General features: G+C 52.7%; 14 protein-coding genes and 2 tRNA genes. 5 read left to right on the top strand and 11 right to left on the bottom strand.

Annotation, left to right across the window (positions count from 1 at the left end):
- Positions 1–8 precede the first annotated feature (8 nt).
- The 3 genes from recC to recD are packed head-to-tail and all read left to right on the top strand — an operon-like array spanning position 9 to position 8,835.
- Positions 9–3,290 (top strand): exodeoxyribonuclease V subunit gamma, encoded by a 3,282-nt coding sequence (gene recC, locus ACY2RQ_RS10750; RefSeq protein ID WP_490112967.1) that lies wholly within the window; start codon positions 9–11, stop codon positions 3,288–3,290.
- Positions 3,287–6,946, top strand: coding sequence for an exodeoxyribonuclease V subunit beta (gene recB / locus ACY2RQ_RS10745; RefSeq protein ID WP_490112966.1), 3,660 nt, complete (start codon positions 3,287–3,289; stop codon positions 6,944–6,946). The genes recC and recB overlap by 4 nt, the downstream gene beginning before the upstream one ends.
- On the top strand, positions 6,940–8,835 hold the full coding sequence (recD, locus tag ACY2RQ_RS10740; RefSeq protein WP_490112965.1) for an exodeoxyribonuclease V subunit alpha: 1,896 nt from the start codon (positions 6,940–6,942) through the stop codon (positions 8,833–8,835). Before recB ends, recD begins: the two co-directional genes overlap by 7 nt.
- Positions 8,836–8,873: 38 nt before the next feature.
- Here recD and ACY2RQ_RS10735 read toward each other — a convergent pair whose 3' ends face one another.
- The 6 genes from ACY2RQ_RS10735 to ACY2RQ_RS10710 form a co-directional block, all read right to left on the bottom strand.
- Positions 8,874–10,439 carry a hypothetical protein gene (locus ACY2RQ_RS10735; protein ID WP_490112964.1) on the bottom strand — a complete coding sequence of 522 codons (1,566 nt, stop codon included), beginning with the start codon at positions 10,437–10,439 and terminating at the stop codon, positions 8,874–8,876.
- 91 nt (positions 10,440–10,530) lie between these two features.
- The gene (locus ACY2RQ_RS10730; protein ID WP_490112963.1) at positions 10,531–11,190 is read right to left on the bottom strand and encodes a hypothetical protein; all 660 of its coding nucleotides are present in this window, start codon (positions 11,188–11,190) and stop codon (positions 10,531–10,533) included.
- A gap of 43 nt (positions 11,191–11,233) precedes the next feature.
- Positions 11,234–11,590: a nitrous oxide-stimulated promoter family protein gene (locus ACY2RQ_RS10725; RefSeq protein ID WP_490112962.1), complete on the bottom strand. Its 357-nt coding sequence runs from the start codon at positions 11,588–11,590 to the stop codon at positions 11,234–11,236.
- A 77-nt stretch (positions 11,591–11,667) separates the two neighbouring features.
- A tRNA-Pro gene (locus ACY2RQ_RS10720) sits at positions 11,668–11,744 on the bottom strand.
- 93 nt (positions 11,745–11,837) lie between these two features.
- Positions 11,838–11,914: transfer RNA gene (locus tag ACY2RQ_RS10715), tRNA-Pro, on the bottom strand.
- Between the two features lie 365 nt (positions 11,915–12,279).
- Complete coding sequence (locus tag ACY2RQ_RS10710) at positions 12,280–12,735, bottom strand: hypothetical protein (protein ID WP_490112961.1); 456 nt, start codon at positions 12,733–12,735, stop codon at positions 12,280–12,282.
- Positions 12,736–13,084: 349 nt separating this feature from the next.
- Between ACY2RQ_RS10710 and ACY2RQ_RS10705 the strand changes: the two genes are divergently transcribed.
- Positions 13,085–14,302 carry an iron-containing redox enzyme family protein gene (locus ACY2RQ_RS10705; protein WP_490112960.1) on the top strand — a complete coding sequence of 406 codons (1,218 nt, stop codon included), beginning with the start codon at positions 13,085–13,087 and terminating at the stop codon, positions 14,300–14,302.
- A 46-nt stretch (positions 14,303–14,348) separates the two neighbouring features.
- Here the strand turns inward: ACY2RQ_RS10705 and ACY2RQ_RS10700 are convergent, their stop codons facing one another.
- Both ACY2RQ_RS10700 and ihfA read right to left on the bottom strand, forming a co-directional pair.
- The gene (locus ACY2RQ_RS10700) at positions 14,349–14,732 is read right to left on the bottom strand and encodes a MerR family transcriptional regulator (protein WP_490112959.1); all 384 of its coding nucleotides are present in this window, start codon (positions 14,730–14,732) and stop codon (positions 14,349–14,351) included.
- Positions 14,707–15,015 (bottom strand): integration host factor subunit alpha, encoded by a 309-nt coding sequence (gene ihfA / locus ACY2RQ_RS10695; RefSeq protein ID WP_490112958.1) that lies wholly within the window; start codon positions 15,013–15,015, stop codon positions 14,707–14,709. Before ihfA ends, ACY2RQ_RS10700 begins: the two co-directional genes overlap by 26 nt.
- 437 nt (positions 15,016–15,452) lie before the next feature.
- On the opposite strand from ihfA, the gene ACY2RQ_RS10690 reads away from it, so the two are divergent.
- Positions 15,453–16,439 (top strand): hypothetical protein, encoded by a 987-nt coding sequence (locus ACY2RQ_RS10690; RefSeq protein WP_490112957.1) that lies wholly within the window; start codon positions 15,453–15,455, stop codon positions 16,437–16,439.
- A 97-nt stretch (positions 16,440–16,536) separates the two neighbouring features.
- Here the strand turns inward: ACY2RQ_RS10690 and pheT are convergent, their stop codons facing one another.
- The 3 genes from pheT to ACY2RQ_RS10675 all read right to left on the bottom strand — a co-directional run bounded on the left by pheT (position 16,537) and on the right by ACY2RQ_RS10675 (position 22,712).
- Positions 16,537–18,933 (bottom strand): phenylalanine--tRNA ligase subunit beta, encoded by a 2,397-nt coding sequence (gene pheT, locus ACY2RQ_RS10685; RefSeq protein WP_490112956.1) that lies wholly within the window; start codon positions 18,931–18,933, stop codon positions 16,537–16,539.
- Between the two features lie 188 nt (positions 18,934–19,121).
- Positions 19,122–20,138, bottom strand: a complete 1,017-nt coding sequence (gene pheS / locus ACY2RQ_RS10680) for a phenylalanine--tRNA ligase subunit alpha (RefSeq protein WP_490112955.1) — start codon at positions 20,136–20,138, stop codon at positions 19,122–19,124.
- A 285-nt stretch (positions 20,139–20,423) separates the two neighbouring features.
- A complete protein-coding gene (locus tag ACY2RQ_RS10675) occupies positions 20,424–22,712 on the bottom strand; it encodes a nitric-oxide reductase large subunit (RefSeq protein WP_490112954.1) in 2,289 nt (762 codons plus the stop codon).
- Between the last annotated feature and the right edge of the window lie 251 nt (positions 22,713–22,963).

Raw genomic sequence — 22,963 nt, 5'->3', positions numbered from 1 at the left:
AGAGTCCGTTGCTCACCCTGTATCATTCCAACCGACTTGACGACCTGAAAGAGATGCTGGTCAAGCTGATCAGCCTTGATCCGATCACCGACCCACTGAAAAGCGAACAGATTCTGGTACAAAGCCCGGGCATGGCCCGCTGGCTGCAACTAGAGCTTGCCAATGCCTTTAATATTGCCGCCAGCATAGAGTTCCCCCTGCCTGCTTCATTTATCTGGAAGATGTTTGTCAGAGTACTGGAAGATGTCCCGGAACGCTCCGCCTTTACCAAAGACAGCATGACCTGGAAGCTGATGGGCATGTTGCCGGAATGGCTGGAAGATAAACGCTTCGCCGCCCTGCATCGCTACCTGAAAAACGACGATGACCAGGTACGCCGCTACCAGCTGGCCGGGAAGATCGCCGATATTTTTGACCAATACCTGGTTTACCGCCCCGAATGGATTCAAGACTGGGAAAATGGCGATGACCTGCCACACCTGACCCGGGAACAACCCTGGCAGCCCATACTCTGGCGGGCGCTGGTAAAACGCACAGCGGAGCTGGGCCAGAGCCACTGGCACCGGGCCAATATGCACCAGGCTTTCGCCCGGGGACTGGATAATGACCGCCCCATAAAAGATCTGCCCAACCGCCTGTTTGTATTTGGAATTTCCGCTCTGCCTCCCGGTTATCTGGATGCCCTGCAGGCCATAGGCCAGCGCTGTGATGTGCACCTGATGATCACCAATCCCTGCCGGTATTACTGGGGGGATGTTCGCGATCCCCGCTATCTGGCAAAGATTGACGCGAAACGCTTTCGGGATGGCAAGCTGCCCGACAGTACAGACCATTCAAAAGACATTGGCCATCCATTACTCGCCTCCATGGGCAAACTGGGCCGGGATTATCTCTGGCAGCTGCAGGAACTGGGGGCCAATGATATGGATGCCTTTACCGATAATGAACGCAACTCCCTGCTCCAGCATATTCACCAGGATATCCTTAACCTGGAGAATCGTACTGCCCACCGACTGGTGATAACTGAAAATGACCAGTCACTGTCGTTTCATGGTTGCCACAGTCCCCTGCGGGAAGTGGAAGCATTACACGACTATCTGCTGTCACAGTTCCAGAAAGACCCGTCCCTGACACCCAGGGATATTATTGTGATGATGCCGGACGTAGACAGCTACACGCCTTTCATCCAGGCAGTGTTCGGCAGTGCTGCCGGTGAGCGTTATATCCCCTTCGCCCTGTCGGATCGTTCCGCCAGTCAGGAGCACCCTGTACTCACCGCGTTCCATCGCCTGCTCACCCTGGACCAGATCCGGGCCAGCGGCCCTGAACTGCTGGAACTACTGGAAGCAAAAGCTCTGCAGAATCGTTTTCACCTGGATGCCGGCAACCTCTCTGTACTGACCGCTTGGATAGAAGATGCGGGTATTCGCTGGGGCATCAACCAGCAGCACCAGGGCCGGTTTGATATTCCCACCCGTGAAGAGAACACCTGGCTGTTCGGCCTGCGTCGTTTGCTCCTGGGTTATGCCATGCCTGCGGATAAAGGATTGTTTGAAAATATTCTGCCCAGCGATCTGGTTCAGGGTATGGACGCGGAACTGGCCGGCCGGCTGGCAGACTTTATTGAACACTGCGAATGGCTGCTGCCAGCTCTTGAACAATCCCGCACCGCAGATCAGTGGATTGTTTTCCTTAACACATTGCTGGCACGGTTCTTTAAACCGGATGAAGAAGATGAACAGGCCCTGCAGAGCATTCGCAATGCTTTGGACACTATTCGCACCCAGCTGGACGACGCCCGCTTTGGGGAGCCACTGTCCCGGGCGGTGATAGTGGACTGGCTGCAGGAACACCTGGGCAATAGCCGTAACAGCCAGCGCTTCCTTGCCGGGCAGATTAACTTCTGCACCTTGATGCCCATGCGCTCCATCCCTTTCCGGGTGGTCTGCCTGCTGGGTATGAACGACAACACCTACCCCCGCAGCATGCCTCCCATGGGCTTTGATCTGATGGCCGGTGACCATCGTCGTGGAGACCGTTCCCGCCGGGAAGACGACAGATACCTGTTTCTCGAAGCCCTGCTGTCTGCCCGGGAATCCCTCTACATCAGTTATATCAGCAAGAATATCCGAGATAACAGCGAAGCCTTCCCTTCGGTACTGGTGAGCGAACTGCAGAACCTGATTACCGAACACTTTGCCCCCGCCGGGGACAAGCCCCTGCTGAAACAGCTGTTTACACAACATACTCTGCAATCTTTCAGCCCGGATAACTTCCTGGAGTCCAACCCCCTGCGCAGTTTCGCCAAAGAGTGGCTGCCTGCGGCTCAAGGCAGAGGCCAGCAGGCCGCACCTTTTCACGGACACATTCTGGACAGGGAACAGCCCCCGGAAGAACTGCCTCTGGCCCAGCTGCTGGCGTTCTGGAGAAACCCTTGTCAGGCCTTCTGCCAGCAAAGGCTGAAAGTGTTTTTTGACAGCGGAGATGAGGCTCCGGAAACCCGTGAACCCTTTGCCGTAGGTGGCCTGAATGGCTGGATAATGAAGCGGAACCTGACCAAAGAATATCTGGAGGATTCACCGGGTAGCACAAGCTTCAGAGAAAAAATCAAAGCCTCTGGCGCTCTCCCCCACGGTTACTTTGGCGAGATGACCCTGTCCGCCCTGAACCAGGAAGCCCTGAGCCTGTCAGAACTGGTTAAACCCTGGCTGAAAAATAAATTTGAAGAAGACCAGGAAGTGAACCTTCTGGTCAACGACAGCCGTCTGACCGGATGGCTGGATAAAATCCATACCCACGGTCAGGTATTCTGGCGTACCGGTAAACTGCGTGCACCCCACAGGTTTGACGCCTGGGTTCAACACCTGTGCTTCTGCGCCAGTAAACCCGGCGACAGCTTCTACCTGACGAATGCCGTACAGTTCAGGCTGCGGCCTGTGGATTCGGAAAAAGCCATAGAAATGCTTGCAAACCTGGAGCGGTATCTCCGTGAAGGGCTGACCCGGCCCCTGCCCTTCTTCCAGGAAACCGCCTGGGCCTGGATAAAGGAAGTTTCCTCCGGAATCACCATTTCAGAGGACGAAGAGAAACAGGCCAAAGGCTGGCAGAAAGCCCATAACGCCTTTGATGATACCGGCTTTGGCATGGCTGAAGGCACTGATGACTATATCAGCCGCTGTTACACCGACCTGGATGAAATTTTTGACGATATGACCGATCTGGCCAGGAAAATTCTGCTGCCTCTGCTGAGTCATTATGAAGAGTTCAAAGGGGAGGAAGCACAGCCATGACATTAATTGATGAGGCCATTCTCAATCCGCTAACACTTCCTCTCCATGGTCACAGGTTGATCGAAGCCAGCGCCGGTACGGGGAAAACCTGGACCATCGCCGCCCTCTACCTTCGTCTGCTTCTTGGCCATGGTCGTATAGAACCGGGGGCTGAGCCTTCCGCCCATCCCCAGCTGCTGACCGTTGACCAGATTCTGGTAGTAACCTTTACCGAAGCAGCTACGGCAGAACTCAGGGACCGTATTCGTAACAGAATACATCAGGCCCGGCAGGCCTTTCTGGGAAAAGCAGAGAAAGATGAAAATGGAGAGATCAAAGACCCTTTTCTTAAAGACCTAGTTCACGACCTGGATGACCATGCCAGACAGGCAGAAATACTCCTTGCGGCGGAACGGCAAATGGATGAAGCCGCCATCTTCACCATCCACGGTTTCTGCCAACGCATGCTTAAGCAACACGCCTTTGAAAGTGGCTCCCTGTTTACCAGCGAACTGCTGGAAGACCAGTCGGAACTACTGACGGACAGCATCGCTGATTTCTGGCGCCGCAATATGTACCCCCTAAATCCGGAGCTGGCGGAACTGACCGTCAGCATCTGGCGCACACCTGACCAGCTTCAGGCTGATCTGATGCCCTGGATGAACCAGCACACCCTGAAGATTGACGATACGGGTATTCCCGACAATCTGGATGAGCTGGAAAACAACATTCACCAGATAAAAGAGATCAAGCGCCTATGGCTGGAACAGCAGGATCTGATTGAATCCGAGTTCTCCAAAGTTCTGAAGAAAAACGCCAAACCCTGGAAGCGCCTAAGTGATATGGCAGCTTTCGCTGCCAGCAACAAATTAATCCCTGATTTCGATAAAGACGGTTGGAACGTTTACAGCCGGGAACTCCTGAAAAAAGCCTGTAAAGCCAAGTGCGAAGTGCCTGACCTTGAACTTCTTGACCTTATCGACGGGCTGGGGAGTGGCCTGGAAGAGGCCTTTAAAGGCATGATGCTGCGTAATGCCCTGTTAGACGTACGGAGTCGCTTGACTGCCCGCCGGGAAGAACTGCGCAAAATGTCCTTTGATGACCTGCTGGTCAAGCTCAGCAAAGCCCTCACCGCCGATGGCGGGGACAAACTGGCTGAACGTATCCGCCAACTGTTCCCCATGGCCCTGATTGATGAATTCCAGGATACCGACCCGATACAGTACACGATTTTCCGAAACCTTTATCCGAAAGCGCAGAGCGGTGGCACCGATCCCGCTGCCCCTTCTCACGGTCTGCTGCTTATCGGTGACCCGAAACAGGCGATCTATGCCTTCCGGGGCGCGGATATCTTCACCTATATCCAGGCCCGAAGGGATATTCCCAACCGTTACACATTGCCCACCAACTGGCGTTCCTCAGATACCATGATTGGGGCAGTCAACCATCTGTTTGCACAGGCAGAGTCCCCTTTTATCTACGACGATGATATTCCTTTCCTGCCGGTCAACAGCTCACCGGACGCCAGCGCCCGTAGCCTGGCCATTGAGAACCAGACGGCTCCGGCCCTGCAACTCTGGCTCCAGGAAACAGAAGGCTCCTCTATTGGCAAAGGGTCCTATGAGCAGACTATGGCCACAGCCACGGCCTCGGAGATCAACCGACTGCTCACTCTGGCAAAAGAAAAACAGTGCTTTATAAATAATGAAAAAGGCACAAAACCTTTAGGTCCTAAAGATATTGCAGTACTGGTGCGTACCGGTCACCAGGCCCGGCTAATGCAGGAAGCCCTGACCGACCAGGGCATTACCAGCGTCTACCTGAGTAACCGCAGTTCGGTATTCAGTTCCGGCGAAGCCCTGGATCTAACCCGTATTCTTGCCGCCTGCCTGGAACCCACCAGCGAACGCTTGCTGCGTTCGGCTTTAGCCTCTCCCCTGTTCGGCCTGCAAGCCAATGATCTGGATCAGCTCAACCGCAATGAAAAGTTCTGGGAAGCGGCCGTTGATGAATTTACCCGGCTACACCAGCTCTGGATAAACCGGGGTGTGCTACCCATGCTCCGGCACCTGATTAATACACGTCATCTGGCGGAAAACCTGCTGGCGGAAGACGGCGGAGAACGACGGCTGACCGACCTTCTCCATCTCGGTGAACTGCTGGCCTCCGCCGCCCGGGAAAAAGACACTCCCCACGCCCTGCTGCGCTGGCTTCATGAACGTATTGCCAGCCCCGACAACAATGCCGAAGACCAGCAGCTGCATCTGGAAAGCGAACGGGACCTTGTGCGCATTGTCACCATCCATAAGTCCAAGGGCCTGGAATACGACGTTGTTTTTGTACCTTTTGTCTGCAGCTGGCGAGAAGCGGATCAGGGCATTTATCATGATGATCACCAGCGGGTCATCGGCGACCTGCTGGGCAGAGAAGACTCCCGCAAAAAAGCGGATAAAGAGCGGCTGGCGGAAGACCTGCGCCTGCTTTATGTAGCCCTCACCCGGGCCGTGTATGCCTGCTACCTGGGAGTAGCGCCGGTCAAGTTCCGCCCGAGGAAGGACGACTCGGAAACCCATCTGCACCTGACAGCGTTCGGCCACCTGCTGGCGGGAGAAAATACGATAGAAACCGGGAAGCTGCCTGCCCTGCTGCAAGATCTGGCCAGCACCTGCGACGCCTTCAGCCTGGGAACACCACCCGAGCAACCGGCAGAAAATTACACTCCACCGAAAAAAGATTTACCGACTCTGTCCCCTCGCACCTTTGAGGGCCATATTCTGAATAACTGGTGGATAACAAGTTACTCTTCCCTGTCCCGCCACGCTCAACATGCTCCGACTGACTCAACCAGAACACCGGATGCTACCCATGAACAACCGGGGCTGGATCTGGAAGTTCAGGGGCAGCAGATCCAGTCAGCTCTGCCGGAACGGGAACCTTTCAGTTCCCTGCTGGATTTTCCCAAGGGCGCAAGGCCGGGTACTTTCCTGCATACCATTTTTGAGAATGTGCCTTTTGAGAGCCCTGACCCTGAAAAACTGGAAGAGATGGTCAGAACACAACTACTGGTCAACGGCTTTGAAGAAGAGTGGCTGCCGGTACTGATGGCCATGATTGACGATACTATCACCGCCTCAATGGACGACAATGGACTAAAGCTCCGTGACCTGCAGGCTGACAGCTATAAAGCGGAAATCGAGTTTAACCTGCCTATCGGCCAGCTGCAGGCGGAACGCCTTAACCGGCTGCTGCAAAGCTCCGATGACCCTTTATCGCCAAAAGCCGGGAAACTCAGTTTTGCCTGCGTTCAGGGTATGCTGAAAGGCTTTATCGATTTAACTTTCCAGCACCAGGGCAAATGGTATGTACTGGACTGGAAATCCAACTGGCTGGGAGAGACCACCAGCGCCTATACCCGTGAAGCCATGGCCGCTGCCATGGTGGATCACCGCTACGATCTGCAATACCTGATCTACACCCTGGCCCTGCATCGGCTGCTGAAGCACCGATTGCCGAATTACGATTATGATACCCATATGGGGGGCATTTTTTATGTATTCCTGCGGGGTATCCAACCGGAAACCAGCGAACGCACCGGGTTTTATAACCACCGACCAGGCCGACGACTAATAGAAGACATTGATCGTATTTTCTCGGGCCAGGAGGCTGCATTATGCTGAATACCTTACGACAGCTGACCAACAACAATATTATCCGTCCCCTTGATTACCACTTCGCCAGACTGCTGTCGGAACATTCCGACGACCCGGTACTTCTGCTGGCCGCAGCTCTGACCAGCTACAACCTTGGCCAGGGCCATACCTGCCTGAAACTCAGCGGGGAAGACCCCAAACATCTGCTGGATCTTCCGAAATCCAGCACCGTTCACTTTCCCGGTGTTCTGCCGGCCCACCAGTGGGCGGAGCATCTGGCCCGACTGCCCGGTATCAGCGATGGCTCCACTGCCACGCCTCTGGTACTGGACAATGGCCGCCTTTACCTGATGCGTTACTGGCTCTATGAAACCACTATCGCCAGACGACTGAACAGTTGCCGGAGCCTGGACCTGGATCATAAACAGGTTCGGGAGATTCTTAACCGCCTTTTTCCGGAACCTGTGACCGCAGGGAAAGCCAACTGGCAGAAAGTGGCCGCTGCCATCGCCGCCAGCCGGGACGTTTCCGTGATCAGCGGTGGCCCGGGTACCGGAAAAACGACAACAGTTACCCGTCTTCTGGCACTTCTGGTGGAACTGGCTCTGGCCAAAGATCCCCACCGTCTACCAACCATTCACCTGGCCGCCCCCACCGGTAAAGCCGCCGCACGACTGACAGAGTCTATTGGCCTGGCCAGGAACAAGCTGAACTGCAGCAAAGAGGTGCGCTACGCCATTACCGATAAGGCATCCACCCTTCACAGGCTGCTGGGGGTTATTCCCGGTCGGGCCGAGTTCCGCCATAACCGGGAAAATCCGTTGCACCTGGATATTCTGGTGGTGGATGAAGCTTCAATGATTGATGTTTCCCTGATGAGCCGTCTGCTGGATGCCCTGCCCCCCCATGCCCGGCTGATACTGCTGGGTGACCGGGACCAGCTGGCCTCCGTGGAAGCCGGAAGCGTACTGGGTGATATCTGCGCCGGTCTACAGGCTGGTTATTCAAAGAAACAGACCCGCAACCTGTTGTCCATGACCGGTTTCCCCCTGTTTTCCGACCAAAAGGAACATGGCCCCGCGATTCGGGACAGTCTGTGTCTGTTACGACGCAGTTACCGCTTTGCTGCCAATTCCGGTATCGGGCAACTGGCAAGAGCCGTAAATGAAGGCAGCAGACAACAGGTTCAGGCTATTTGCCAGAAACCACAGGACGATATTCGCCTGATTCATTCCGGTGACTTAAAAGCTCAATTACTGACAACCGCCGTAAATGGCTACCGGGGTTATCTGGAAGCTGTGCAAAACAATGAATCCCCCGCTGATATTCTTGAAGCCTTTGATAAATTCCAGATACTCTGCGCCCTGCGGGAAGGTCCCTGGGGGATAACCGGGCTGAACGACAGCATTCGCACAGCACTGACCCGGGCCGGGCTGATTAAAGCACCTGAAGACAGTATCTGGTACGAAGGACGCCCCGTGATAATTACCCGCAATGACCCCGGACTTGATCTTTACAACGGCGATATTGGCATTACCGTTCACAATGAAAACGGTGATTTCCGGGTAGCCTTCCCACGTATCGCCGACCCAAGGGCCGTAACCCATAAAGCATCGAATATCACTGAGATAGAAAGCAAGGATGATAATACACCCCGACTGCTTCTGCCCAGCCGCTTACCGGAACACTCAACAGTGTTTGCCATGACGGTTCATAAAAGCCAGGGCTCGGAGTTTGACAAGGTTCTGCTGGTGCTGCCGGACACACCTTCACCAGTGCTGACCAGGGAGCTGGTTTACACAGGTATAACCCGGGCCAAAAAACACCTGGAGCTGCTGACACGGCCGGATATTCTGGTTTTCGCAGTAAACAAGGCTATTGAGCGAATTACCGGGTTGCAGGAACGGTTGGAGTAGCTGAAAAAAAACATAAACGCTGATGCTGAAGAAGCTATTTACTGTACAAGCACTGCCGGTGTCTGCCTGATATTCGCCCCTGAGAAATTCCCGTTACTGCCATCTTCATATTGAATACCGCGCACCAGCACCGGCTCACCACGCCCGGCAATCTGGTTACAGACAGCCATAAATCCACCATGAATCTGTTGGGCCACTTCTACGCCGGACACACCATCCATCGCATAATGGTCACTGCTGAAACGGCAGGCCCGGAGAATATCCAGGGGCGGCAGACCCTGCTGTTTTGCCCGCAGGTTATATTCCTGCACCGCAAACAGGGTATTGACCGCTGTTGCCCTGACGGCCTGGAGAAACTCCTGTTTGCTGCTGAAAGCACCGCTTGTGCCATCAGGAGGAACAACATAGATCATCGCCCGGTTACGATTATTGTCATGGGGACACTTGTCCTGTTCAAACACATGGACAAACACACTGCCCTGACCTTTGATATTCGGATCAGCAGGGCGGCACAGGGAAAACTGCAGGCCGTTGGGCGTACCCGCAGCCTTTATATCAGGTACCTGATAGCCCCGGGCATCCTGTGGCAGATTCAAAATCCCCTGATGATAAGCAGTAAAGGCATTGGCATTTGTCGTGCCAGCCAGCTCCTGCGAAAAACGCTTGTTAATTGTCCCCCCACCCAGATACAAAGCACTGGTCCCCGCATTCAGGGACGCAATATTACCTGTAACCTGACTGCCGGGTCCTCCGGCGGGTGTAATATAAATATCCGAGAACCGGCTGTTTGGCGCAGGTCCAAGAAGAACAATTTCAGGGGTTTTAATATCACCGGCAACCGCAGCAGGTATAGCGGCCACGGGAGTAATAGCAGAGGACTGCGCAGGCTTAGATGGCGTGGCGGCCAATGTCAGGTTACCGTCTTCATCTTTCACCTCAAAAGAATAATCCCGTTGCAGCAATTTATTAAATGCTTCATTCCAGTCTTCTTCCTTGACCTGCAATTCCGTGAACCGGGCCTGGATTTTTCCCAGCTCGACTTTGCACTGGTCAACGGTTTTCTGCAGCTCAGTCCTGTTCATATCGGTATTCTGATGAGCTTCCCGATATCCGGAAAGCGCCTTGCGGGCAATAGCCTGGTACTCTTTCATCTTCTCCGGGGGAACGCCTTCAGCGGGAGGAAATACGCTGATGGGTTTAAAATCCGGGGGCGGTGATACTGTAACGACTATCTGGTCCTTTTCCCGCTCTTTCGCCTTGTCATCACCATCCAGTACATCCAGGGCGCGGTCAATCAACCCTCTCTGACCCAGCTTTTCAAGGGCATTACCGGCTCTCTCCAGGGCAGCCTCCTTCAGCTTACGCAGAGTGTCCACGTCCTGCCCAGCCAAAACCGGCCCGGGATTATTTACCGCGCCGACACGCCTGTTATGTACCGGTTTTCCTGTTTCTCCAGATGAAGGTTGTTGACTGCCGATAAGGGCCTGCCCTTCCCGGGATGTTACTTTTCTGGAGCCGGAACGCCCCGGTTCCCGGGTCCCGGTGGAAGCTTGACGCAGATCATCGGAAACAGGCGACTGGGAACCGGGTCTGTCTGGGGGCAATATTGAGGACATGGTATCAGCAAAATTGTGGGTGCCTGCTTTTTACTTTAGCCTCTGTTTCTCTCCATACCCCAATAGAGGATTTATGATCTTAGAACCACCAGTTTAATTTCACTCCGCCGGGCATGGCTCTTACGGACGGTTTCCAACTGGCGAAGTGCGGCTCCTTAAGAACACGGTTATCCAGTTGTCCTGTGGCCTGATACTCTTTCCAGGCTTCCAGGGGTTCCCTGGGAATGCTCCAGATTTCCAGTTCTGTCACCAGACCGGTTGCCGCCAAGAAAGCAACACCATCGGACGACTTGCCATGGCCACCGGCAATAATCAAACCGCCAACCAGCCCTGTAAGCCAGCCTTCCAGATGCCCCATCAGGGATGTCCGCTGCTCAATGCGGTCAACCATGATTTTCAGCCGTTCCTCGGGGGTTCCCGTACTTTCAGGCACCGGATAGAGGGGGCGAACCACCAGGTCGGCAATCCCCAGGAGATCAGAGACCGCACCCACGGTATTGGCCCGCTTTGACGCTTTGCTATTGGTACGGAAGGCTTCATAACCCTGGCCGATAGCGGCCAGCGAGTGCATGAACAGCCAGCCGGACTGCCAGCAGAAATTCCTGTTGTTATAGATGTCCAGCTCATGGTCGGTGATACGCCCGGTCGGAGCGATACGCTCCCCCCCAAAAGCATCCCCAAGGGAGACAGAAGAAAACAGAGTTAGAACAAAACACAACAGCCAAGAACGTTGTACCATCGTTCGCCTCACAGTGTCGCAAAACGACGGAGTGTAGTCGGAATCAGCGTGAATGCCCGCCCGGCTTCGGAGGAACGGGCCTGCGACCATCAATCAGGTGCCATATGGTCAGTACCGGATAGTGCCAGAACATCCTTGGCCCGGCCCAGCGCATAATGGTACGGATTTTTTCCCTGGACTCGGCTTTATAACAGTGAATGGGACACTTGGCGCAGGTCGGCTTTTCATTCCCATAAACACAGCGGGCGACCCGGCGGAGGCAGTAGGTTTCCAGTTCCTGACAATCCTGGCAGAGAGTATTGGATTCAGGCTGGTGATGATGGCGGCAATACAGACCAATCATTTTTACGATGGTCCGGCTCTCCCGCTGAAGATGTGAAGAAAGGCGCGGTTGCGTCACAGGCAGGAACTCCACGGTAAAATTCAATTCTACCGGACATAAAAAAAGCGCACATCAAATGATGTGCGCTTTTCTATTGGTCGGAGCGAGAGGATTCGAACCTCCGACCCCCACAACCCCATTGTGGTGCGCTACCAGGCTGCGCTACGCTCCGAAACTTGACCTTGATTTTAATGATTAGATTATAAAAATCAATAGGTTAAGAATAAACCTGAAAACCCGGGAAGGGGGGATAGTTTTCAGAAAGTGGTCGGAGCGAGAGGATTCGAACCTCCGACCCCCACAACCCCATTGTGGTGCGCTACCAGGCTGCGCTACGCTCCGACTGCGTTCCGCCCCACGGCAAGAACGGGGCGTATCCTATCCAAAACGGGGAGGCGCAGCAAGCAGTTTACAGTCGTTATTTTTTATCAACGCCCGGCATTTTCAGGTTAATAAACCGTGTAATACCCTTCTCTTTACCGAAAGCAGATCTGAATGAGAAATTTTACATATACAACAAGCCCGCTTTACGTTTTTCTATTGAAAGCATGGGATCTGGCTTGTCATTGATGCGGACTTGTTTGAGAGTTGGTCGCAGCTTCAGCCAGTGCTCGTCGCTGAGCATGAAGCAGGGCATAGAAAATTCGTAGTCTTGCAGATATGGTAACCTGCAAAACTACGCATGCGCTGACCTTTCTCAACCAGATTCATAAAACCTCAAAAGGTCCTGGCAAATCGCCCGTTTTTTTAAAGATAAAGATGACTTTGGTATGCACCTCTCGATTACCTTTGCCATGTGAAAATGCGTAATGAAACCAATCTGCTCCCTGGCCAGCGGCTACAGATTCCGGTTGCCATTCCTCTTTCAGGATCGCCTTGATGCCATGGTATGTCTTTGTTTTCTCACCCAGATAGCAAGTAAAATCAATAGTCTCGAGATTCTGAATTTCAAGATCAGATCTGCTCTCACAGATCATGGAATGCTCATTAACATTCTTAGCCCTGGCGTATTCAGGATTGAAGACAAGAAAAAAGATGACTGGCAACATTATGCCACTCATGATATTGGTCATTCTCTGGATACTTTGCACCATAATCAAAGCTACCTCACTGGTGATTACATGGCTGATTCTCATCATTAACTGATGTGACACAGCTATCATCGACTAAAATCCTTCAATCAAATAGTGCCTTCAGATCTTTCAGTTATAGCTGCTTTGCTCTTTGCTCATGCCCTGAAGCATGGCAAATTTTGGAGGAAGTACGTAGCCTCAACTCGTAAATAGTTTTGTTCTCACGCTGACGTCTAGTCTATCTGCCGTTATCTCACTTACGATTATAAGATCCCTCAAACCCGGGGCCATTTTGCTATTTCCCGCACTGCAACTACCTTTTATGGTCGTTTATTGCCTCCCGCATCACATGAACAGTGGATTTATATCGAAAAGCTTTATATCGAAAACCCGACAGTGAGAAGACTCAAAAGCAAAAGCTGCAAGACTGGTGATCAACATGGCTATACAAACAAGCCCTTATTCCGCCTCCTGTTTCTGGAACAGAATCGAAGTTACCCAAGAGCGTGTTTTGGCAAACGTACAGGATTTTTTTGAATTCATCCGCATAGCTACACCTGTACAACTTATAGCAGGACTCATTCAGTATCGTTTTTTCACCCACGCCTACATTACGGATCTGGCATTACTTCTCAGCAGGATGGAGCACGGCGCCCTTAAAAGCTTTGTTGCAGAACTTCTGATGGATGAACTGGGAAATGGAGACCCACAGAAGGCACACCCTGTTCTCTATGATAACTTTCTGGCCAGTCTTGGTGTGGTAACTGACACGCTCGACAGCCAGGCAATCACGCCCAACATACATATTCTGCATGAGCACACCAGCTTATTATCCTCCCCTCAGAAAAGCATCGCTTATGGTATCGGACTAAGAGGTATGGGCGGCGAGTGTGTCTGCCAGATTTATCTTGAGCAGCTTTACAAATATTTAACAAAAAACGACTTCATTCAAAAAAACAATCATAAAATTGACTGGAGCTTCTGGGATCTTCATGTGAAAGAGCACGATATAAAACACAGAGAGAAAACACGGGAGCTGATACACACGGAGATCTTCCATCATAATCCGCAATGGCTGGTTGATCTGGAATCAGGCTACCAGACTGCAGTGGAAGGGTGGGAAAAATTCTGGAAAAACATCTATATACATTCATTAGAAGCCAACAGCCAACCCCAGGAACATATTGCCGGCCCTGCAACAACCAGGCAGTGGACACCGGCCTTCCCACAGTTCCACCTGGCTATCCTGACCCACAACCTTCATGCCGCCAGACATTTCTACGGAACAATACTTGGCGCAGGAGAAGGTCGCTCAACGGAGAATCATATTGACTTCAACCTGTATGGGCACCACTTCGTGGTTCACCATGCCCCGAAAAAATATATCCAGCACAGCTCATTTCAATCTGACTTTCATGGCGAGCCAGTCACCGTGCCTCACTTTGGTATCAACATGGATATCTCAGACTGGCAAGCACTGGTTGACAGAATCAAATCCTATCGCCAGGAATTCACTGATCCGCCCCATGTCAGGCTGGCGGGCCAGACAGGAGAACACAGAACATTCTTTATCAAAGACCCTTCCGGAAACGCACTGGAGTTCAAAGCATTCAACAACCACCTGGAGGTTTTTAAAACAGTCTTCTCATCATCTTGAATTCTGCCCTGCACAACTGCTGTTGAACGACCAGTGACAAACCAGATCAGTGACGCTTAAGCAAAAGACGGACTTCTTCCAGCTCCCGAATGGTCTGCCGGACCAGCTGACGGAACTGACTGCTGTCATGGTGCTCATCTTCACCAGCCAGGCGGGCACGGGCACCGGGAATGGTATACCCCTGTTCATAGAGAAGACTGCGAATCTGCCGGATGGCGAGAACATCCTGACGCATGTAGTAGCGTCTGTTACCCCGCCGCTTAACCGGTTTAAGATGAGTAAATTCCTGCTCCCAGTAACGGAGCACATGGGGTTTTACCTGGCAAAGCTCGGCTACTTCACCGATAGTGAAATATCGCTTGCCCGGAATAGCCGGTAAATCCGTTACCGGCCGGGATTGTATGTCAGTCGTCGACCGGGTGTCCTGCATAAGCCTCAACTCTCGCCCTGAGTTTCTGGCCAGGCTTGAACGTCACCACACGCCTGGGGGTAATTGGAATCTCTTCACCCGTTTTCGGATTACGTCCGGGTCGCTCGCCCTTATCCCTAAGGTCGAAATTCCCGAAACCGGACAGTTTTACCTGCTCATTACTTTCCAGAGAGGAACGGATCTCTTCAAAAAAAAGATCCACCATTTCCCGGGCTTCCCTTTTGTTCAGCCCGAGTTCCTCGTGCAACCTTTCGGCAATATCTGCCTTAGTCAGCGCCCCCATGGTCTTACATCCTCGATGTAATATTGAAAAGTCGGTTTTACAGCATGTTTATTAATAACATTGTTCTTATAACAACCCGGCAAACCGCCTCTATTCCTTAGAATGCTGTGACTGAGAGAAAAGATCAACCCTTTCAGCAGGTTAACCTGAACAATGCCGACGTCACTCTGCGCACCTGGACTTTCCTCAACTCAGCCCCACTGAGAATGTAGCGCGATGCATTGTTTTACGAGCATATGTGGTTGACAGGGCAAATAGTGGGTAGTGGGAAAAAAGCAGGTTATGCGAACTTGGGAGGATTATTTTTACCTGGCGGAGGGGGGAGTATTAATATGGACCAATACACGGCCTGTAATGTAAAAAATAAATGGAACTTTTTCCTGCTTTCAGGGACCTAATACAATCAGAGGACAGAAACCTTCAAAGGGAGAAAGAATATGCATGGAGCACATGAAACTGCCCAACAACTCTACAACTCATGGAGCTGTTATCCGGAGGGCCATGACCCAGCAGCCAGCCCTTTCCCTGCCAGATACAGACGGGAGATACCTTTTTCCGGAACTTATGATGGTGGGCCTTCCAGCACGCCTCTGGCAGAACGCGAGATTTACCGGGAGTGTGATTCCGGCCAATGGCAAAGCCTGGCCGCTCTGCCATTTCACCAGAGACTGACTCACACTGACCTTATCCCCCTGGTCGATTTACTTAAAAATCATTTCGGCGAATGGCCTACTCTGAAAAGCGACTGGCTTAAGATCGGCCTGCTCCTGGGAGTCCCTGCCAATGAGCTGATCGAACTGGAAAACAGCCAGACAAACGATGAAGACCGCCTTCTAAGCACTCTGAATAAATGGCTGACGGCCACTTCCGGTGAAAACGAACCCTCAATGGCGGCCCTGTGCCGCTGTTGCTTTTCACCGGCCATTAGCAACAAAAGGCTCGCAAAAAAAATACTGGCCATGTACAAATTAGAGGAATGGAAACCTGAACTGCCACAGGTGCCTCGCCCACTTCTAGGGATGACTCTGCAATCCCCCCTTGATGTTACCCACCTGCCATGCCTCTACCAGCTCTTCTATAGTACCGAACCCGACTGGAGCCATATTTATCTTCTTCTGGGTCTGACCACATACAGCTCCCAGCCACACCCAGACAGGGATGGCATAAACAGAGGCTGCTCTTATTACCTGACCGAAACCCTTCATCGCTTCCTGACACGCGTTCCGGAGAAAGAAAGGAATCTGAGCACAGTGCTTAACGCCATTGCCAAAACTGGAAATAGACATTTAGCCAAGACTGTTGGCCAAAAATTTGATCCAAGCTATCAGGCTCCCTTCCCTGATAATTTCGCAGGGATAATCAACCAGGAAAGAAAACAAGCTCCAGCCCCCCCAGAGCAACAGACATGGTGCATCATTCTTTAAACTGCGAACCTTTATACAAAAAGAACGAAAAAACCCCGGAAGATCACTCTTCCGGGGCTTATTTCCAGGCAACAGCTTTCCTTACAACGGATACCCGTTACTGACGCAAAGTCGCACCCAGCTCAGCATCCAGGGCACCGGTAATATCAGCGAACAGATCGTTGATCTCCTCATCGGTCAGGGTACGCTCAGGGTGGCGCCAGGTTACACCCAGAGCCAGACTCTTCTTGCCCTCTTCCACACCTTTACCGCTGTATACGTCAAACAGACGGATATCCCGCAGCCATTCACCGGCCCTGGAGCGAATCACACCTTCAACATCAACGGCGGCTGTCGCCTGATCCAGCACCAAGGCCATATCACGGCGGACTTCCGGGAACCTGGACAGCTCTCGGAAAGCGGTTACATCACCGGCCATCAGCACATCTGCAGAGATTTCAAACAGGTAAACGGGAGCATCCACGCTTACAGCCTTAGCCACTCCCGGATGTAGACAACCAATCACACCTACAACCTTGCCACCACGGAGAATCTCCGCGCACTGGCCCGGATGCAGGGCAGGACGCTGACCGGCACGGAAGCTGTACTCACCGGCATTACCGACACGCTTGAACAGGGCTTCCAAATCACCTTTCAGGTCAAAGAAATCCACCTGCTCGTCATTGCCATGCCAACTTTCCGGGTTACGGCTGCCACATACAGCGCCGCCCAGCCACAGATCCTGGGTCAGTTCGCTTTCCCCAGAAGAGCTGTCATTGCGGATAAAGATCTGACCGGTTTCAAACAGACGCACACGCCCCTGCTGACGATTCAGGTTATGGCGCATAGCAGTCACCAGACCCGGCAGCAGGCTGGTACGCATCACGGACATTTCGCTGGAGATGGGATTCGCCAGGGGCTCTGCCACACGCTCCGGATCAAACTGCTGGTGCAGGGACGGATCGATAAAGCTGAAGTTAATAGCTTCCCGGTAGCCACGGGCCACCAGCACACGGCGCAGCTCCCCCATGGAAACAGTGGCTTCATCAATAGTCTGCAGACGCAGTTCCGCCATGGGCACAGTGTCAGGAAGATTGTTGTAGCCGTAGATACGGCCCACTTCTTCCACCAGGTCTTCTTCAATGCTTATATCAAAACGCCAGCTGGGCACAGCCACAGACCACTGGTCTTCGCCGGTGGACGTCAGCTTCAGACCCAGGCAGGTCAGCAGCGAAGCGATATGGTCAGCGGGCAGGTCCACACCCAGAAGATCAGTCACCTTCTGCCGGTTCAGAACCACAGTACGAGCCTTAGGCAGGGACTCTTCGCAGGCCACTTCCACAACCGGGCCGGGCTTACCGCCACAGATATCCAGAATCAGGCGAGTGGCACGTTCAATCGCTTTGCTCTGCAGCTCGGAATCCACACCACGCTCAAAACGGTGGGAAGCATCGGTATGCAAACTGTACTGACGGGCCTTACCGGCGATGGCAATCTTGTCAAAGAACGCAGACTCCAGGAATATATTGGTGGCATCTTCGTTCACACCGGAGTACTCGCCACCCATCACGCCAGCAATACCCAGAACTTTTTGTTCGTCGGCAATCACCAGGGTTTCGGGGTTCAGGGCCTGTTCCGTGCCATCCAGCATCAGCAGCTTCTCACCCTGCTCCGCCTTGCGAACACAGATGGAACCACTCAGGCGATCCAGGTCGTAGCCGTGCATGGGCTGCCCCAGCTCCAGCATCACATAATTGGTGACATCCACAACAGGGTCGATGGAACGCACACCGGAACGGCGCAGACGCTCAACCATCCAGACAGGCGTAGCGGCCTTAACATTTACATCACGAATCACCCGGCCAACAAAGCGGGGACAATCGTCAGTGGCTTCAAGATTCACTTCAAAGGTGTCGTTAATCTCTGCAACTACATCTTCAATGGCAGGAACAGTCACATCTGTGAGGAAGTTAGCGGACACCTCACGGGCCAGACCGGCGATACTCAGGCAGTCACCACGGTTCGGCGTCAGGTCCACATCAATAATGGTGTCGTCCAGCTGCAGGTATTCACGGATATCCGCACCGACAGGCGCGTCCGCGGGGAGTTCCATAATGCCATCGGCTCGCTCACTGGCCAGGCCGATTTCATCATCGCCACACAGCATACCGAAGGACTCAACCCCCCGGAGTTTGGCCTTCTTGATCTTGAAATTGCCAGGCAGAACCGCGCCCACCATGGCAAAAGGAATCTTGATACCCACACGGGCATTAGGCGCGCCGCAGACAACCTGGAACTCTTCCGTGCCATTAGTGACTTTGGTCACCCGCAGCTTATCCGCATCAGGATGCTGCCCACAGGCAATGATTTCACCGACCACAACACCGGAAAATCCCGGCGCAACGGCTTCATATTCATCCACTTCCAGGCCAGCCATGGTGATCTTGCTGACCAGCCCTTCTGTGCTCACCTCCGGGTTGACCCAGCTGCGCAGCCACTGTTCGCTGAATTTCATTCTGTTTCCATCCTTAATCTTCCCCTGAGAGGAAGACCGAGTAAATCAAAGCAGGCTGGATGCCACTGGTCGGATGTGTGCACTGTTTTCAAAGGCCATGGATGGCCTGAGAGCGCCCCCGGGCAGGATAGCCCGGCGGCGCGGAAAACAGTGCACACACCTCCGACATAACACCCAAACTCAAAAAATCACTTGAACTGACCCAGGAACTGCAGGTCGTTCTCAAAGAACTGACGCAGGTCCTTCACGCCATAACGCAGCATGGCAAAACGCTCAACACCCATGCCGAACGCAAACCCACAGTACTTTTCCGGCTCCAGGTCGGCATAACGAAACACATCAGGGTGCACCATGCCGCAGCCCAGTACCTCCAGCCACTTGATGGAACCATCTTCATTACGGCCCCACTCAATATCCACCTCAGCGGACGGCTCAGTAAACGGGAAGTAAGACGGACGGAAACGCACCTCCAGATCATCCCGTTCAAAGAACACCCGCAGGAAATCAGACAGCAAACTCTTCAGATCAGCAAAGCTGGTCTTCTCCGCCACATACAGACCTTCCACCTGGTGGAACATGGGGCTGTGGGTCTGGTCGGAATCGCAGCGATAGACCTTACCCGGGCAGATGATAGCGATCGGAGGCTTACGGTTCTCAGCGACAAAACGCTTCATGGTCCGCACCTGCACCGGAGAGGTGTGGGTACGCAGCACAGAACCGTCCTTCATATAGAAGGTATCGTGCATGGCACGGGCCGGATGGTGATCGGGAATATTCAGCGCTTCAAAGTTATGGAAATCGTCTTCAATCTCAGGACCGGATTCCTCAATAAAACCAATAGTCTGAAAGTATTCGCTGATACGCTCCATGGTGCGGGTCACAGGATGGAGACTGCCCACATCCTCGCCACGGCCCGGCAGGGTCACATCAATGGATTCCGCCACCAGCTGGGCATTGAGGGCCGCCTGTTCAATAAAGGCACGGCGCTCATTCATCGCCGCCTGGACAGTCTGCTTGGCTTCGTTAATCCTGGCCCCGGCCTTAGGCTTTTCCTCTTTGGAAAGATGACGCAGTTCCTGCATCAGCAGGCTGATCTCACCCTTCTTACCCAGGTACTGCACACGCACCTGATCCAGGCTGGCCGCATCACCGGCCGCCGCGACCGCAGCCAGGGCTGCGTCGGTTAATGCTTGGAGGTTTTCCATGGACTCTATAAAACCAGTTAACAACTCAATGATTTCAGTTGGCCCTTACCACCACATCCGGTCATTGTCTGACTAAAATGGATTTGCTCTGTGAAAGCGACGCTGTCTAACGCCCCAAGAGCCGGGCTTATAATAAATATCAAAGCGGACAAGTGTACATGAGAGCTGGCGGCAAAACTATGTTGTCGGGCCTGCCGACCCTGAGTGGATCAACCTTTTTTTCGTAAAAGAACGTGTATAAATTTTATACCGGGCAGGAGAATGCGAGGGGACTACATGAGGAAATCAGCTATCTTGTACAGCATCTGGAAATTCAGTGTAGAGTCTGACCACAAAAATCAATAACAACAATGCACCCAGAGCAAAAACAATATCACCAGGAACCCGCAACCATACGAGTCCTTCTATTAGTGGCGAATGCAACAGCTCCGGCGTGCGTGCGTGCCAGTAACCATCATTAAATGATACAAATCCCTGAATCAGGCCCTGAGGCAAAAGGGAGCCGAACACCATTAATGCCAGCCCACCATTCATAAGCCAGAACACCCAGAGAAGAAGCCTGTCGGACCAGCCGTTTTCAGTCCTCAGCCCTCTCAGGCAGAACAGCAGCATACCAATACCCAGCATTCCGTAAACACCAAACAGGGCAGCATGACCATGGGCTGGCGTGGTCTGCAATCCCTGCAGATAATAAAGCGCCAGTGGCGGGTTAATCAGAAAGCCAAGAACACCGGCACCGATCAGATTCCAAAACGCAACCGCAAGAAAAAACAGCAGTGGCAGACGATATTTCTGCACCCAGGGAGAAGCCTGCTTAAGCTCCCAATGGTCATGGGCATCAAAAGCGATCAAAGCCAGTGGAACAACTTCCAATGCCGAGAACACTGCACCGAGAGCAAGCACAGATTCCGGTGTACCGGCAAAATAAAGATGATGAAATGTTCCCAGAACGCCACCGCCAAGAAAAACCGCTGTAGAGAAAATGACATAGATCGCTGCTGTTCGTGCGCGAATCAGCCCGATATGAACAAAGACCCAACTCACCCATGCCGCCGCAAAAACTTCAAAAACTCCTTCAACCCAAAGGTGAACAACCCACCAGCGCCAGTATTCAGCAATAGTCAAATGGGTGTTACGGTCATACAGCAGGCCTGCGCCGTACAGCAGGCCAACAGCGGCAGAAGAGATTAACAGCAACACGATCAGATGCTTATCACTGCCGCCTTTTTTAATAGCTGGTATAAGACAGCGGCTCATTAACAACAGCCAGATCACCAGCCCAAGAAAAATCAACCACTGCCAGAACCTGCCCAGATCAAGGTATTCATAACCCTGATGGCCAAACCAGAAGTTCATAACAGGGTCAGTGATATATCCCTGAATTGAGGCCCACTCACCAAACAGGGAGCCAATAACCGCAATCACCAGTGCCAACCAGAGAATATTCACCAGAATTCGCTGAAAAGGTGGTTCAAATCCGGCGATCATCGGCGCAGCATAAAGCCCGGCACCCAGCCATGCAGTTGCAATCCAAAGCACTGCAAGCTGGGTATGCCAAGTGCGCGTAAGGGCATAGGGAAACACTTCAGAAATGGGAATACCATAGAAGTCCTGGCCCTCAACCGCATAATGGGCTGTCACAGCCCCAAGAGTGATTTGTACACCAATCAGAACAACGACAATCCAGAAGTATTTCGCTGTTGCCTTCATAGAGGCCGTAGGCTGTAGCTTTTCGAGGGGATCTTTATCAGGATAACCAGCTTCCGGTATCAACTCATGTTCCCATGTGGCTCTCTGACGGTTGAAGAACCAGCACAATATACCGATTCCGGCAATCAGGATAACAATGGAGAGAAAAGTCCAGAGAAATGAGAAAGCACTCGGCGTATTACCAACCAAGGGTTCATGGGGCCAGTTATTAGTGTAACTGACATTGTCGCCCGGCCGCTCTGATACTGCAGACCAGGCAGTCCACCACCAGAATGCAGACATTTTTCTGATTTTTGCGTCCGGGTTTCCCCCCAATGGTTTTTCCGGAATCGCAAAGTCCACCCGCAGTCGTTTAAAATTCCCAGAGTCTCCGGAACCGCCAAACAACCCAAAATAATAATCCTGCACCTTTTTAATAGCCCTGTGGCGCTCATCGCTGATATGAATGGTGCCGGTTTCCGGATCATATGTATTTTTCCGAATATCTGCGGTCAGACGACTGGTCATCCGGGCACGCCGGGGCTCCGGCAGAGTCAGAAAGTCATCTTCAGCTCGCTCATGAAGAATCTCCAGGGCTTCACGGTGCAACACATCTGCCGTCCAGTCGGGAGCAAGGTAAGCGCCATGCCCCCAGACCGATCCCAATTGCATACCACCCAGGTGCCGCCAGACATCCCGACCTTCTTCAATATCATCCCGGGTAAAAACAACGTGCCCGCTTTCATCAACAACTTGGGCAGGTATCGGAGGGGCAACCTGAAAGATCCTTCCACCAACAGCCAGAAGGACAATAAAAGACAGGGTTACAAGTAACACCAGCATCAGCCACAGGCGCTTCAGGGTAAAAACCTGCCGATAGTCCACAAACCACCCCTCAGAAAACTACTTGGAAGCCTACAGAACAGACAGGAGAATAGTTTATGAATTATGGAGGCGCTCTGAAACATTCCTGTCAGACCTATCTCCCAAGCAGCTGTTGCTGGCCAGTGCAGGCTGTCCAGCCGACAATAGAGATTCCTTCAGGCGGCTTGCCTTGCATGTCTGACCATTAAGAAGACTGAGGATCACACACGACGCCGGCCCGATACCAGATAAACTGTGATATAGCCCACAAA

This window comes from Parendozoicomonas sp. 209JJ7-1 (assembly GCF_058147085.1).
The sequence above is the reverse complement of the archived record's forward strand: the minus strand, read 5'-3'. Positions and strand labels throughout refer to the sequence as shown.